The organism is Sodaliphilus pleomorphus, assembly GCF_009676955.1.
Classification (GTDB): Bacteria; Bacteroidota; Bacteroidia; order Bacteroidales; family Muribaculaceae; genus Sodaliphilus; species Sodaliphilus pleomorphus.
On record NZ_CP045696.1, the window covers coordinates 2,112,866 to 2,126,578 of the forward strand.

12 protein-coding genes, 1 tRNA gene and 1 pseudogene are annotated in these 13,713 nt (G+C 55.0%); 7 read left to right on the forward strand and 7 right to left on the reverse strand.

The window, feature by feature from the left end:
- Nucleotides 1-125: 125 nt before the first annotated feature.
- Entirely contained in the window at nt 126-1,619 is a 1,494-nt protein-coding gene (locus tag GF423_RS08445) for a WG repeat-containing protein (protein WP_154327932.1), read from the reverse strand.
- Nucleotides 1,620-2,043: 424 nt separating this feature from the next.
- Between GF423_RS08445 and GF423_RS08450 the strand changes: the two genes are divergently transcribed.
- From GF423_RS08450 to GF423_RS08470, 5 genes and pseudogenes are all read left to right on the forward strand, one after another.
- Nucleotides 2,044-2,988, forward strand: coding sequence for a helix-turn-helix domain-containing protein (locus GF423_RS08450; RefSeq protein ID WP_154538139.1), 945 nt, complete (start codon nt 2,044-2,046; stop codon nt 2,986-2,988).
- Nucleotides 2,973-3,755 carry a hypothetical protein gene (locus GF423_RS08455; RefSeq protein ID WP_154327934.1) on the forward strand — a complete coding sequence of 261 codons (783 nt, stop codon included), beginning with the start codon at nt 2,973-2,975 and terminating at the stop codon, nt 3,753-3,755. The genes GF423_RS08450 and GF423_RS08455 overlap by 16 nt, the downstream gene beginning before the upstream one ends.
- Nucleotides 3,748-4,512, forward strand: a complete 765-nt coding sequence (locus tag GF423_RS08460) for a metallophosphoesterase (protein WP_154327935.1) — start codon at nt 3,748-3,750, stop codon at nt 4,510-4,512. Before GF423_RS08455 ends, GF423_RS08460 begins: the two co-directional genes overlap by 8 nt.
- 226 nt (nt 4,513-4,738) lie before the next feature.
- Nucleotides 4,739-4,885 (forward strand): annotated as a pseudogene (locus tag GF423_RS08465) (helix-turn-helix domain-containing protein); the annotation flags it as partial.
- Nucleotides 4,886-5,093: 208 nt separating this feature from the next.
- Nucleotides 5,094-6,290: a PDZ domain-containing protein gene (locus GF423_RS08470; protein ID WP_206113195.1), complete on the forward strand. Its 1,197-nt coding sequence runs from the start codon at nt 5,094-5,096 to the stop codon at nt 6,288-6,290.
- Between the two features lie 127 nt (nt 6,291-6,417).
- Here the strand turns inward: GF423_RS08470 and GF423_RS08475 are convergent.
- Nucleotides 6,418-6,505 (reverse strand) — tRNA-Ser (locus GF423_RS08475).
- Between the two features lie 191 nt (nt 6,506-6,696).
- Here GF423_RS08475 and GF423_RS08480 point away from each other — a divergent pair.
- Nucleotides 6,697-8,091 carry an ATP-dependent DNA helicase gene (locus GF423_RS08480; protein WP_154329021.1) on the forward strand — a complete coding sequence of 465 codons (1,395 nt, stop codon included), beginning with the start codon at nt 6,697-6,699 and terminating at the stop codon, nt 8,089-8,091.
- Between the two features lie 100 nt (nt 8,092-8,191).
- Here the strand turns inward: GF423_RS08480 and GF423_RS08485 are convergent, their stop codons facing one another.
- The 5 genes from GF423_RS08485 to GF423_RS08505 form a co-directional block, all read right to left on the reverse strand.
- Nucleotides 8,192-10,285 (reverse strand): S9 family peptidase, encoded by a 2,094-nt coding sequence (locus tag GF423_RS08485; protein WP_154327937.1) that lies wholly within the window; start codon nt 10,283-10,285, stop codon nt 8,192-8,194.
- 84 nt (nt 10,286-10,369) lie between these two features.
- The gene (locus GF423_RS08490; RefSeq protein WP_154327938.1) at nt 10,370-11,125 is read right to left on the reverse strand and encodes an exodeoxyribonuclease III; all 756 of its coding nucleotides are present in this window, start codon (nt 11,123-11,125) and stop codon (nt 10,370-10,372) included.
- On the reverse strand, nt 11,118-11,420 hold the full coding sequence (locus GF423_RS08495) for a hypothetical protein (protein ID WP_154327939.1): 303 nt from the start codon (nt 11,418-11,420) through the stop codon (nt 11,118-11,120). Before GF423_RS08495 ends, GF423_RS08490 begins: the two co-directional genes overlap by 8 nt.
- A 37-nt stretch (nt 11,421-11,457) precedes the next feature.
- A complete protein-coding gene (locus GF423_RS08500; protein WP_154327940.1) occupies nt 11,458-12,831 on the reverse strand; it encodes a carboxylesterase/lipase family protein in 1,374 nt (457 codons plus the stop codon).
- A complete protein-coding gene (locus tag GF423_RS08505) occupies nt 12,825-13,004 on the reverse strand; it encodes a DUF4250 domain-containing protein (RefSeq protein ID WP_154327941.1) in 180 nt (59 codons plus the stop codon). The genes GF423_RS08500 and GF423_RS08505 overlap by 7 nt, the downstream gene beginning before the upstream one ends.
- Nucleotides 13,005-13,369: 365 nt before the next feature.
- Between GF423_RS08505 and GF423_RS08510 the strand changes: the two genes are divergently transcribed.
- The gene (locus GF423_RS08510; protein WP_154329022.1) at nt 13,370-13,711 is read left to right on the forward strand and encodes an MGMT family protein; all 342 of its coding nucleotides are present in this window, start codon (nt 13,370-13,372) and stop codon (nt 13,709-13,711) included.
- Nucleotides 13,712-13,713: the final 2 nt, after the last annotated feature.

The following is a 13,713-nucleotide window of genomic DNA, read 5'->3' on the forward strand; positions in this document are numbered from 1 at the left end:
AAATGCCCATTGTTGCACTTTTTTAGTGCAAACGTGCATGTTCGGAATTATTTTTTACAATTATTAAAGCTATTTGACACTGTGCCTTGTTAAATATTGTAATTTTTTCAACTTTTTCACTTTCGTCAGCGAGGCTCGTTGGCAATGGGGCGTGCCTTGGCCTTGTCCATGTAGTACACGACCATGATGGTGCCCTTGGCATAGCCTATGGCCACAGCCGTGCCCGTAGCGCTGGCAAAGACGTTGCCGCCAGTCTCGACAAAGCCGGCCTTGCCCATGTTCTGCGCCATGATGTCGACAACCTGCTGCTCGGTGTCGTTGGGGTAGATGCTCACGTCGGCAGTGGCCATCACAGCCTGCACGGGGGTCTTGAGGTTGAAGCTGTAGCCGCCGGCCACCTTGCTCACGATGGGCCCGTCGAAGACCACGTTGCCCATCTGGGTCACAAGCACGTTGTTGCCGTTGTACTGCTCGGGGTGCACCCCGTCGAGCATCTGGTAGAAGGTGGCCACGTCGGCCCCCTTGGCAATGCCGGCATATCCACGCTCGTCGATGGGCATCATCAGGCGGGCCGCCACATTGGCCGGGTCTACCTTGCCTATCACGGCATTGGTGCCCGGCGTGCCATTGACGTGCACAATCTTGGCCTTGCCCACGGGTTTGCCCTGGTCGTCGACGAGCCTGTAATAGTTGTCACCCTTCTTGGCGGCCAGCAGGCGGTTGCTGGCTATGTCGCGCAGGTCGGCATACTTGAGGGGCAGCAGCTGCTGCCCGCTGTGGTCGACCAGACCGGCCAGGCCGTCCTTGATCACGATATAGCTCTTGCCCACGGCCTTGGCTGCGTCATAGCTCTTGAGTATCTTGTCGGGCACCTGAGCCGGGTCGGGCACCTCCTTGCCCTCGGGGTTGAGGCACACCAGCGTGTCGCGCTTCTGCACCTTGAGCACGTCGCGCTTAAACACAGGACCGGGCTTGTACATGGTGCTGTTGCTCGAGAAGGTCTCCTTGCCCGTGCGGTCGATAAAGCTGAAGTCGACATAGGCCGTGTCCTGCTGGTTCATCGCCACGGTGTGGTCGCAGTACTGGAATGGCGCCACCTGGTCATATTGCATGGGTATCGCCACCTTGCCCTGCTTGTCGACAAAGCCCTGCTTGCCCTGCGCGTTGCCGGCCACGGCCAGGCCGCGGTCAAACATCGAGCATTGCACAATGCTGTCGCCCAGGTCGGCCACCGTCTTGCACGTCTTGTCGATGACCTGCAGGTTGCCGCCCTTGCGGCTGGCCACGGCCAGGCCGTCGGTCGAAAACTCGGTGCCGCTGGCATAGGGCTCCTTGTTCACCGGGTGCTTTGGGTCGCTCATGCTGTAGTAGTAGATGCCGCCCTTGTCGCCGGGCACATAGAACATGTCGTCGACGATGGCCGACGGTGCCTGCTTGAAGGCATCCTTGGCCACCACCTCGCCGGTCTCGATGTCGAGAATGCTCCACCGCGTCGAGCCCTGGAGCACGACGGGCAGGTATCGCGTCGAGTAGGGATAGTCTTCCTTGTCCTGATTGCTGCAGCTTGCAGCCATGGCCACAACAGCCAGCACAAGAGCAGCCTTGATTACGTTTTTCATCTTCTTCTTGTTGTGTTGTAAAAATGTGCAGTTTTTCTTTCCGGCCTCGGCCCCTGGGCTGCACACAGCCAGCCCGAGACCCAAACCAAAATGCGAATTTACAAATAATTTTCCTTACTCCCGCAACACTTCCCCCATTTTCTTTCTCACTCACGGCACCTCGCGTCCCAAACCTGAATAATTCATACTGTATTAAGACAGTGCCTCGTTTCTATACAAACGAAGCTGTTGGTGATAACCGGACGGTTGGAGTATGAATGACTTTTATCGTTATTACAGAGGTGGTGAACTTTTGTTATTAAATTTGCTCTTAAAAGTAAATTCATTGCCATAAAGTTTTGATATTTAATATATAATCTTTATCTTTGCACAAAATCATTGATGTGTGATTATGAGCAAAAATAATGATTACATCTTGACAACCATGGAATATCTTCAGAATTTAGGTATAGCGGTTGATAACTTAGGGCAGCTTCCTGAGGAAGCTGTCCACAAGCTACCTATAGCATTCAGTCATGCCTTTCTATTGTATTTCGTGAAATTACTGGGAAATGATGTTGTCCTGGCAATAGACAAGAACAAAGCATACACACCGGCTAAGGCTGCTAAGGTATTGCGAGTAATATCCGACCGACTGTCTTCTCCTGTCATATTAGTCTGTTCTGATGAACCATCATACAACATCCGTCGCCTGATAGCAAATAAAGTTGATTTTATTGTACCAGGCAAGCAGATGTTCCTTCCCTCTATGATGATCGACTTGAAGAAGCCAAAGATTAATAATGCTGATATAAAAGATGCAGCACCTACTATAACTCAAGTCCTGTTATTATGGCATATGGAAAAGGGGGATCTTAATGGCATGACTATGAAAGAACTTGCCAAGATGTTCATGACATCCTATGCTACAGTAAACAGAGCTGTAAGATGGATGGAGGGCAATGGCTTAGTTAATCTGACAAATAATAGAGAAAAGAAAATCAACTTTATTGCCTCTGGCAAGGGGCTATGGGAAAAATCCAAGGACTACCTTGCCACTCCAATAGAGAAAACTTTATATACGGATGATAAGCCGATAGGATTATTGGAATGTGGCATTAATGCACTGTCGGAGTACACTATGATAAACAGAGAGGATACAAATAGTTTTGCTGTTACACGTAAATATTTACGGGAAACAAACATCGCTACGGATGAAAGTTTCGGTACTACAAAATTGGAGATATGGCGGTATTCACCAGAATTATTGTCTACAAATAAAGTCGTTGACCCTCTTTCACTCTACCTGTCGTTAAGAGGTAACAACGATGAGCGAATTAAAATAGAATTAGACAGCTTAATAGAACATATAAAATGGTCAGAGGAATAGATATATTCAGAGATTACTTCAAGGGGTTTGAAAACAACTATATCATTATCGGTGGTACGGCCTGTGAATTTCACGAGGAGCAGTATGCGCAAGTTCCAAGAGCGACCAAGGACATAGACATTATATTGAATATCGAAGCTCTGTCACATAATTTTATCGAACGTTTTTGGTCATTTGTCAAGCAAGGTCAATATCAGCAGAGGGAGAAAGGAGCGGGGGGCATAGGTAGCGTACGTCATGAATACTATCGATTCATGAGGCCACAGACTTCTGGTTATCCAATGCAGATAGAACTTTTCTCCCGCAATCTCGGACTACTTGACTTCCCTGAGGATGCTGCAATTACGCCCATACCTACAGACGAGGATCTTTCCAGCTTGTCGGCTATACTTATGGATGACGACTATTACAATTTTACGATTCAGCACAGCACTCTTATGGATGGTGTCCACATAGCTGATATAGAGAGTCTTATATGTCTGAAAAGTAAGGCCTTTGTCGATTTAACAAGGCAGAAGCAGAATGGTGAGCATGTTGACAGTCGTAATATTTTGAAGCATAAAAAGGATGTGTTTCGTCTGGCTGCCATGCTAACCCCCGAGAACCATTATGATTTACCCAAGCAGCTTTCTGAAGATGTCGAGAAGTTTTGCTATCTTGCAGAAGAAGACCTTCCCAATGATGACTTCTTCAAGGCAGCGGGACTACCCGGACTAAATCCCGAAGAAATACTTTCTCAACTAAGAAAATCCTTCATCCATGCTTAAAATACAATACGCATCGGACCTTCATCTTGAATTTGCGGAAAACGCTCAATTTATAAAATCCAATTCTCTACAGCCTGTAGGAGATATACTTATTCTGGCCGGCGATACTGGTTATTTGGGTGATGAGAACTTCTACACTCACCCTTTCTGGGACTGGGCATCTCAGAACTTCGAGCAAGTGATCGTGTGTCTTGGCAATCATGAATTTTACAGGTATTATGATATTGCCACTTTGAGAGATGGAACAGAATTTGCCATCCGCTCTAATGTCCACTATTATTACAATAAAGTGATCAACATTGATGACATAGATATTATCGTATCTACGCTTTGGTCACATATAGATCAAAAGAATGCTTTTATGACAGAGTGCAGTGTATCTGACTTTCATCGCATTCTTTATAACAGAGAGCTCCTCAGTTATCAGAATTTTAATATCGAACACGAGCGCTGTTTGCAATTCATTAAGGATGCTGTCAACCAGAGTAAAGCAAGAAAGGAAGTTGTTGTAACCCATCATGTACCATCTTATCAGCTGAGCTCTCCTGATTTTGCGGGCAGCGCAATAAGAGGATCCTTTACCGTTGAATTGGCCGACTATATAGAAAATAGTGGTATAGACTACTGGATTTATGGTCATAGTCATCGCAATATCAATAAGAGAATAGGTAAGACACTGTGCTTGAGCAACCAGTTAGGTTATGTCTTTCACAATGAGAATAAGGACTTCCACAGTGATGCCATGATATGTGCCTGAGTTTGCACTTCAATTTCAGAAGATAGTGAGGTAGACTCTATAGGGGGAATGGGCGCTTGAAAAAATTAGTTTGTTGTCGTTCGAGACTTAATGGCGGATTGGGGATGGGGCTTCACATGCCCCCAGCCCCAATCCGTTATTAAGTCGCGCAAAATGTAACTTTCAACCAGCAATACAAAAAAAGAGACCGAAGTCTCCCCGAGATTAACCAACTTTGTATTGCAATATGTATTGTCAATTAACCTCGCAGCAAAGGTTGCAAATTTTCGCCTTACTGCAAAGAAGGACTCCGAGAAAAGTTATCGCCTCGATAGTGGGGTGCAGTCAATCAACACTCAGCCGCGAAATAAAGCGCAACTCGACAGAAAAGGGAGAGTAGGCCTTCTTGCAAAAAACGGGTTCTGCCAAAGAAAATAATGTTTTTTTTATGTTGCTCAATTGAATTGTTTGTTGTATCTTTGTACATAGAAGCTGTATGTATTGATTTGATTTTTAGTACTTTAAAATTAATACTTTTTCTTGAATTGCACAAGAAATGCAGTTTTTTTGTTACATTATTCAGGCTAAAACTTGACTTGATTATGAAAACAAGACTCACACTCCTGGTGGCAGGCCTGGTGGCAACTGCGCTGGGCGCCATGGCCAAGGTTCCCGCCAGGGCAATCCCCTTTATCCTCGATTCTCACCTCTACATTCAGGCTACGGTGGCCGACACCATCCCAGTGTCGCTCATCTACGACACCGGTGCCGACCGCCTGTATCTCGACAAGGACTACATGCGCCTCTCGCCGCTGGGCAAGCTGCCGCTGCGCAAGGGCAAGGCCCAGATGGGCGGTGCCGGCAACAGCGGTGCCAAGACCATACCGATTGTCATCGACCCGCTGCGGCTGAAAATGGGCAGTGTGGACTATCGCGAGACCATCACGCCCATCATTGAGCTGCGTGAGATTCTGGGCCGCTATGCCGATGGCATGATAGGCAACAATGCCGTGCTGGGCAAGCCCTTGATGGTGAACTATACCTCTGGCTACCTGCTCCAGCTCGACAGCCTCGCGCCCTCGGCGCTCGAGGGCTACACCCGGCTGCCGGCCCGCCTCGAGAACAACAGGATCTATGTGGAGTGTGAGCTCGACGTCGACTCGCTGCAGCGCCTGAAAGGCGATTTCCTGCTCGACCTGGGGTGTGGCGGCACGGTGGTGCTCACCAATGAGACCAGAAAAAAACTCGACTTGAGCGGCAAGCCCCAGGCCGAGTGCTACTTTTCCAACTTGGGAGTGGGGGGCAGCGGCACCACCGTCGACTTCAGAACCGCGTCGTTCAAGTTTCTCGACCAGCTGCGCAACGTGGTTGTGTCGGCCTCGCGCAGCACCCAGGGCGCATTGTCGCGTCGTCCCTATCTGGGCTTGATAGGCAACGATATCTTGTGCCACTACGACCTCATCATCGATGCCACGGGCAAGGCTCTTTACGCCCGCCGCAACAGCGTTGCCGACAGCTCCTATCAGCACAGCTCGCGCATGCAGATGGGCTATGTCGACCGCACCGACATCGCCCAGGGGTGGATTGTGAGCAGCCTCTATGCCGGCGGCATCGCCGAGAAAGCCGGTTTCGAGATAGGCGACACGATCATCTCGATCAACGGCCGCCCCGTGAACGGCATCACGTGGGAGGAGCAGCGCAAGGGGCTCGGGCTCAAGGGTAGCACCACCATCGAGGTGAAGAAAAAGAACGGCACTCGAGCCACCCTCGTCATCAACATCGACAAGGAGATCATATAGAGCACATGCCGCCAGCCACAACACGGCTAACCCAGCCTTGTGCAGAGTTTTAGTGTAAAAAATGGGTGGAAATGGGCGGAAACTGCAGCCCCGGGGCGCGGTCGCGCACCGGGGCTGTGAAAGGGAGCGGAGTGAGGGAGATTCGAACTCCCGAAGCGCTTTTGACGCTTACACGCTTTCCAGGCGTGCCTCTTCAGCCACTCGAGCATCACTCCAAAATGGGCACCGTTGTTGTGCCTGCAACGGGGGCTTGCTGCCGTTGCGCGTGCAAAGGTAATGAATTTTCCTTGAATATGGCGAAATTTATGATTAATTTTGTGTGATGGATTTGGCTAACACACACAATAGCACGCCTGAGCCTGTCGACAGCCGCGACCGGCTGGTTGCGCAGTTTGGCACCGAGGTGATGCAGCAGCTGCCCTATGAGCCCAACCAGGAGCAACTCACGCTCGTTGCGGCGATGGCCCACTTCTTGTTCTACGGTGGCGAGCGGGCGGTGTTTGTGCTCAACGGCTATGCCGGCACGGGCAAGACCTCGATGGTGGGCGGCATTGTCAAGGCCTTGAGCCTGCGCGGCATCAAGACGGTGCTCTTGGCTCCCACCGGGCGTGCGGCCAAGGTGTTTGCCGAGTACTCGGGGCACACGGCCTACACCATACACCGGCGCATCTACCGGCAGGCGGGCTACCTGGAGGCTGGCTTCGGGCTGGCCGAGAACAAGCAGACCGACACGCTCTATGTGGTCGACGAGGCCTCGATGATAAGCAACAGCGCGGGCGAGGGCTCGATATTTGGCACGGGGCGGCTACTCGACGACTTGATGCACTATGTGTACAACGGGCGTGGCTGCCGGCTGGTGCTCATGGGCGATGCGGCCCAGCTGCCTCCTGTGGGGCAGAGCGAGAGCCCTGCGCTCAATGCCAAGGTGCTGCAGGGCTACGGGCTCACGGTCTACAACCTGCATCTCAAGGCCATTGCCCGGCAGGCGGCCCAGTCGGGCATATTGTACAACGCTACCATTCTGCGCCAGGTGATGGAGAGCGGGGTGCTGTGTGCGCCCAGGCTGGAGCTGAAGCGTTTCCCCGACATCGATGCCATCACGGGCGAGTTTCTGCTCGAGACCATAGGCGACTGCTACGACCGCGATGGCATGAACGAGACTATCGTGGTCACGCGCAGCAACAAGCGAGCCACGATGTTCAACTTGGGCATACGCAACAGTTTGCTCTACCGCGAGGAGGAGCTCGTGAGTGGCGACATGCTGCTGGTGTCGAAAAACAACTACTATTGGGCGGCCGACTATGAGCAGATGGATTTCATCGCCAATGGCGACGTGGTGAGGGTGACACGCGTGTGGGGCGACATCGAGCGCCGCTACGGGCTCGACTTTGCCAACGTCACCGTGCAGTTTCCTGACCACGGCGACCTGGAGATGGACGCTAAAATCATTGTCGACTGCCTGGTGAGCGACACTCCGGGTCTCACGCCGGCACAGAGCGAGTCCCTGTATCAGGGCGTGCTGGCCCAGTATAGCGGCGACAAGCGCTCGCGTTACCGCGAGATGAAGAAAGATCCCTACTTCAATGCGCTGCAGGTGAAGTATGCCTATGCCGTGACTTGCCACAAGGCGCAGGGTGGGCAGTGGCGCAACGTGTTTGTCGACATGGGCAGCATCATGCCCGACGCCTTCGCCACGCTCAGCTTCTACCGCTGGCTCTACACGGCCATCACGCGTGCCCGCGACAGGGTGTATCTCATCAACTGCCCGCTCGAGAGCGACCTGCCCGGGCAGGACGAATAGCTTTACTTTTCCACCCCCTCTCAAGGATAAATGACGGGGGCGGCTGGAATGCATCCAGGCCGCCCCCGCTGTTGTGGTGATTCTTGTTGTCGCGCTCAGGTCAATACTGCACGTCGTTGTCCATCATCTTCTTGGTGTCCCACGGAGCGGGGTCGCCGCCCAGGTACTTGTGGAACCACTCGAGGTGGGCGTTGTAGTACACGGGCATCGAGTTGAGCTCGTCGGGCCAGTGGCCGTCGTTGCTGAAGATGATGAGGCGCGAGGGGATGCCCAGGGTTTGGAGCACCGAGAAGTATTGCAGACTCTGGGTGTAGCTCACGCGGTAGTCGCGCTCGCCGGTGATGATGAGCGTGGGCGTCTTGAAGTTGCTCACATAGTTGGAGGGCGAGAACTTTTGGTACAAGTCGCTGTTCCAGGGCTGGCCCTTGAGGTCGAAGTTGGGGAACCACAGCTCCTCGGTGGCGCCCCACATGCTGCGCAGGTCGTAGAGGCCCATCATCGAGGCCAGGCACTTGAAGGGGTGCTCATGGCCCTGGAGCCAGTTCATGAAGTAGCCGCCATAGCTCCAGCCCATGGCGCCCATGCGGGTAGCGTCGACATAGGGGAGCTTGCTCAGTGCCTCGGTCACGGCCATCACATCCTGGTAGGGCTTGCCGCCCCAGTCGCCCGAGATGGCTGTGGTGAAGGCTTGGCCATAGCCCGTGGAGCCGTGGGGGTTGGGGTAGGCCACGACGTAGCCGGCACCGGGATACACCTGCCAGTCGCCGCGGAAGCTGTTGAGCCACTGCATCTGCGGGCCGCCGTGCACGTTGATCACGAGCGGGTATTTCTTGGCGGGATCGAAGTTGTGGGGCTTCACAACGAAGCACTCAATCTTGGCGCCGTCGCTGCCGTCGACCCACATCACCTCGCTGGGGCGAATGTCGACCTCGTCTTCAAGTGCCTGGTTGAGGAAGGTGAGCTGTTGCTCCTTGCGTCCGTCCTTGCTGCGGTACAGGGCCACGGGCTTGCCGGTGGTCGAGTAGGTGTAGTAGATGTAGCCGTCGGGGGCCACGGCAAAGTCGAAGATGGCGCGGTCGGGTATCACCTTGGCCCACTTGCCGCTCTTGATGTCGACCTTGTAGAGGGGCTTCTCGCCGGTTTCCTCGACGATGAAGTAGATGGTGCGGCTGTCGGGCATCCACTTGTAGGCGTCGACCCAGTTGTCGAGGTTCTCGGTGAGCAGGGTCTTGGCGCCCGTGGCACGGTCGTAGAGGGCCAGGCGGAAGCGGTCGCTCTCGTGGCCGGGCACGGCCTGGGTGCGATAGGCGATATACTTGCCGTCGGGCGAATAGGCGGGGTCGCCGTCCCAAGCCTCATTGGCAGCGGTGATGCAGCGGGCCTGGCCGCCCGTCACGGGCACGATGTAGAGGTCGCAGTTGGTGTTGGCCTCGGGGTGGGCCGTGTGGTTGCTCACGTAGCACAGCTCCTTGCTGTCGGGCGAGAAGGCAAAGCCCGGGGTGTTGCCAAAGGTGGGCGTCACATACTCGCCTGGGGTGACATCGACATAGGTCTTGGCCGCGATGTTGTAGACGATGATGTGGGAATACTTGCCGTCGGCATAGTCGGTCCAGTGGCGATAGAGCAGTTTGTCGGCGATGTGGCCTTGCACGGGGCCCTCGGCGCGCTTGCGGGCGCGCTCGGCATTGGCCTTGCCGTCGGCTCCTCCCAGGTCGGGATAGACTTGGGCGGCAAAGGCCAGCAGGTTGCCGTCGGGGCTGAGCACAGCGCCGCTCACGCCGAGTGGATATTGTGTCACCTGCTCGACGGCGCCTGTGGCCACGTTGCAGCGAAACACCTGTGGCGTCTTGTTCTCCTTGCCGTCGTCGTCGAGCGTTGTGGCCGTGCCGTTGTAGTATATCCACTTGCCGTCGGGGCTATATTGCGCTCCGCTCGACTTGCCCTCGGTCATGGGCTTGAAGGCGGGCGCTCCCTTGGCGGCAAGGTTCATGATTTGTATTGCGGTTGCCGACTTGTGTGCCTTGAGGTCCTTCTTGGTGACGGCAAAGGCCAGCGTCTTGCCGTCGGGCGAGAGGTTGAGGCCCGACACGCTCTGCACGCGGTAGAGGTCGGCAATGGTGAAGGCGCGCTTCGGTTGCGCGCCCATGTGCGATATTGCCATGATAGCTAAAAATAATGCAATTGCTGTTCTCATTGTTGAAAAAGATTTCTTGGTCTGAGATGGTGTAACGTGAATTTTTAAGATAAAGAATATCGTGTACAGAGTGGCGCTGTGGCCTCACTTCATCACAAGCTCCACGGGGCAGTGGTCGCTGCCGTAGATCTCGTTGTGTATCGAGGCGCCTTGCATCATGGGAGCGAGGCGGTTGCTCACTATAAAGTAGTCGATGCGCCAGCCGGCGTTCTTCTCGCGGGCACGGAAGCGGTAGCTCCACCAGGAGTACACCCCCTCGAGATCGGGGTAGAAATAGCGGAAGCTGTCGGTGAAGCCGGCGTCGAGCAGCTGGGTCATTTTCTCTCGTTCCTGGTCGGTGAAGCCGGCGTTCTTGCGGTTGGTCTTCGGGTTCTTGAGGTCGATTTCCTCGTGAGCCACATTCATGTCGCCGCATGCGATCACGGGTTTCTTCTTGTCGAGCGCCAGCAGGTAGTTGCGAAAGTCGGTTTCCCACGTCATGCGGTAGTCGAGGCGGCGCAGGCCGTCCTGGCTGTTGGGCGTGTAGACGCACACGAGATAGAACTCGGGCATCTCGAGGGTGATCATGCGCCCCTCGTGGTCGTGCTCGTCGATGCCCATGCCATAGGTCACGGCCAGCGGGGTGTGACGGGTGAAGATGGCCGTGCCGCTGTAGCCTTTCTTCTCGGCATAGTTCCAGTAGCTCTTATAGCCGTCGAAGGCGAGGTCGAGCTGCCCGGCCTGCATCTTGGTTTCCTGCAGGCAGAAGAAGTCGGCGTCGAGTTGCTCGAAGGCTTCTTTGAAGCCCTTGCCCACGACTGCACGCAGGCCGTTTACGTTCCATGATATGAATTTAAGCATCTTTGACCTCCTTCTCTTGGTTTGTTTCACTTTCACTGTGGGTCTCGCTTGCCTGCTGTCGTGCCAGGCTGTCGGCTTGCCGAGCCCGCTGCTCGAGGGCCGCGCGCTCGAGCTTGCGGTACTGCCGCGAGTAGCGCAGCGACACGATGAGCGCAGCCAGGGCCACAAGGAGCCCCAGAATGGGCAACCATTGCGGCAGCTGGAAATTGGAACCTGCATAGAGCACGGCAGCAGCTATGACGATGCACACGGCGTCGCTGATGAGGGCGCGTTTACGTAAGGTTTTGTAATCCATAATATTGATTGATAGAGATATTAATGCAAATATACTATTATTTTTCGGTGATATCAAAATGTTTTTCACATTTATCGTCGTGCGTGTAGGGGCGCCACTGGGGCAGACCCTCGCCGTTGGGATTGCCGGTCTTGGCAAAGTTGGTCCAGTACCTGATCATGAGCTGGCTCAGCTGCCAGTCGCCCTTGCGCCAGGGACGCCAGCTCGATGCCAGGGTGCCAAACACGTAGCGTATCTCGGCCGTGTGCCGTGCTCCCGAGTTGCCGGGCTTCTTCATCTTGTCGCCTGGCAGGCCGCGGTCGAAGCAGTACACCCAGGTGGGATTGCCGGCAGCGTTCTCCATGAGGGCCCACTTGCGGGCGGCGCGGCGCATCACGGGCTTGACCAGGTCGTTGCGGTTGTAGCCTATCATGTAGGGGATGGGCAGCACGTGCTTGCGGCGCGTGGCCTCGCCAAACGACTCGGTGATGACTTGGCCGTCGATGGTGGGCCACACAAAGGGTATCTTGAGGTGACGGCGGCTGAGTTTGAGCACCAGGCTGTTGAGTGTCATGATGGGCACGCGGCGCAGCGAGTCGATGCTCGGGCAGCGGGCATATTTCATGAGCGACTTCCCGAAGTTTTGCGACCAGCGCCGCCCCACTGGGAAGATGATGTTGCGGTAGCCGCCGCCGCTCTGCATGATGGCCTTGTCGATCAGGCCCTTGCACAGGGGCGACGAGACGAGGGCCTGCACGCTGCCCGCCCCGGCGCTCTCGCCGAAGAGGGTGACATTGGTCGAGTCGCCGCCAAAGGCGGCAATGTTGCGCCTCACCCAGCGCAGGGCGGCAATCTGGTCCATGAGCCCGTAGTTGCCCGAGCCAGGGGTGCCCGCCTCGCGCGCCAGGTCGGGGTGGGCCATGAAGCCTGCCGTGGCCAGGCGGTAGCCCACGGTGACCAGTATCACGCCGTGAGCGACGAGGCTGTCGCCCCAGAACTCACGCGCCGAGGCCCGACCCGACCAGAAGGCACCGCCGTGTATCCACACCATCACCGGCAGGCGCTGGCGCTCGCCCTTGGGAATCCAGATGTTGAGGTAGAGGCAGTCCTCACTCACCCTCACGTGGGCCGTGGTGTCGCGATACTCCATGGCATAGAAGTTGCCGCGCCGCGCCCACATCATGGGGTAGCACATGGGCCCCCAGTCGCTGCACAGGCGCACCGTGTCCCACGGCGTTGCCGGCTGCGGGGCTCGCCACCGCAGCTCGCCCACGGGCGGGGCAGCATAGGGGATGCCGCGAAACACCTCGCACTCCGCGCTCGATGTCACGCTCTGCACCGGGCCGCTCTCGGTGTTGACCACCGTCTGGCCCCTGGCAGCCACGCCGGTTGCCAGCAGCAGCGCCAGCAATATGACCAGCTGCCTTACCAAAACTTCTTGAGCTCGGCGTTGTACTCAAAGCCTGCCGCCTTGAGTTTGCTCATGAGGGCGGCCTTGTCGACGTTGTGCAGGTGGCAGAAGTCGTCGAGCGAGGCGCAGTTGTCGCGCAGCTCGGTGTTGACGTAGCTCAACAGTATCATCGGGTCTTGTGGTAGATTTTCCATATTTCTCTTGTGTCTATTTTTGGGTGCAAAGATAGTGCAAAAAATGTTTCACCGGCGAGCGCATGTCCAAGAAGAATGCGTAAAAACGGGTCAACAAGCAGAATCAACAGCTGTTGCAAGTAGCAAGAAACAACTTGATTGATGCGCACATGAGTTCCAATGTTGTTTTTCGAGCCCGAGGCTTCACGTAGATGGAATTTTTTTGTTTATCTTTGTAAAACAAGAACAGCATGCAAAAGATATGAAAAATAAGAGCTTTGGAATGATCATGAGCGAGGAGTTTAAGAAGCATGACCTCACCCGATCTCAACCAGCGAAGCTCATTGGTCTCCCCCTTATTGATGTCACCAACGGCGATGCTTGCAATGCGTGTAGACTATGAGGCTTTCAGGCGCGAGGTGATGAGCGTGATTGCAGCCATCCCGCGGGGCAAGGTGGTGAGCTACGGGCAAATTGCCTTCTTGATAGGGCGGCCCCGCAACTCCCGCCTGGTGGGACGCGTGCTGCGCACTGCCAGCGACGGCCCTCACATGCCCTGCCACCGCGTGGTGAACAGCGCGGGACGCCTGGCACCGCACTGGCCAGGACAGCGGCAGCTGCTCGAGGCCGAGGGGGTGCTGTTCAAGCCCAACGGGCACGTCGACATGAAACAGTGCGGCTGGCGATTTATGGAAATCGACAGCGATGACTTTTTTTCACATGCTTGAGC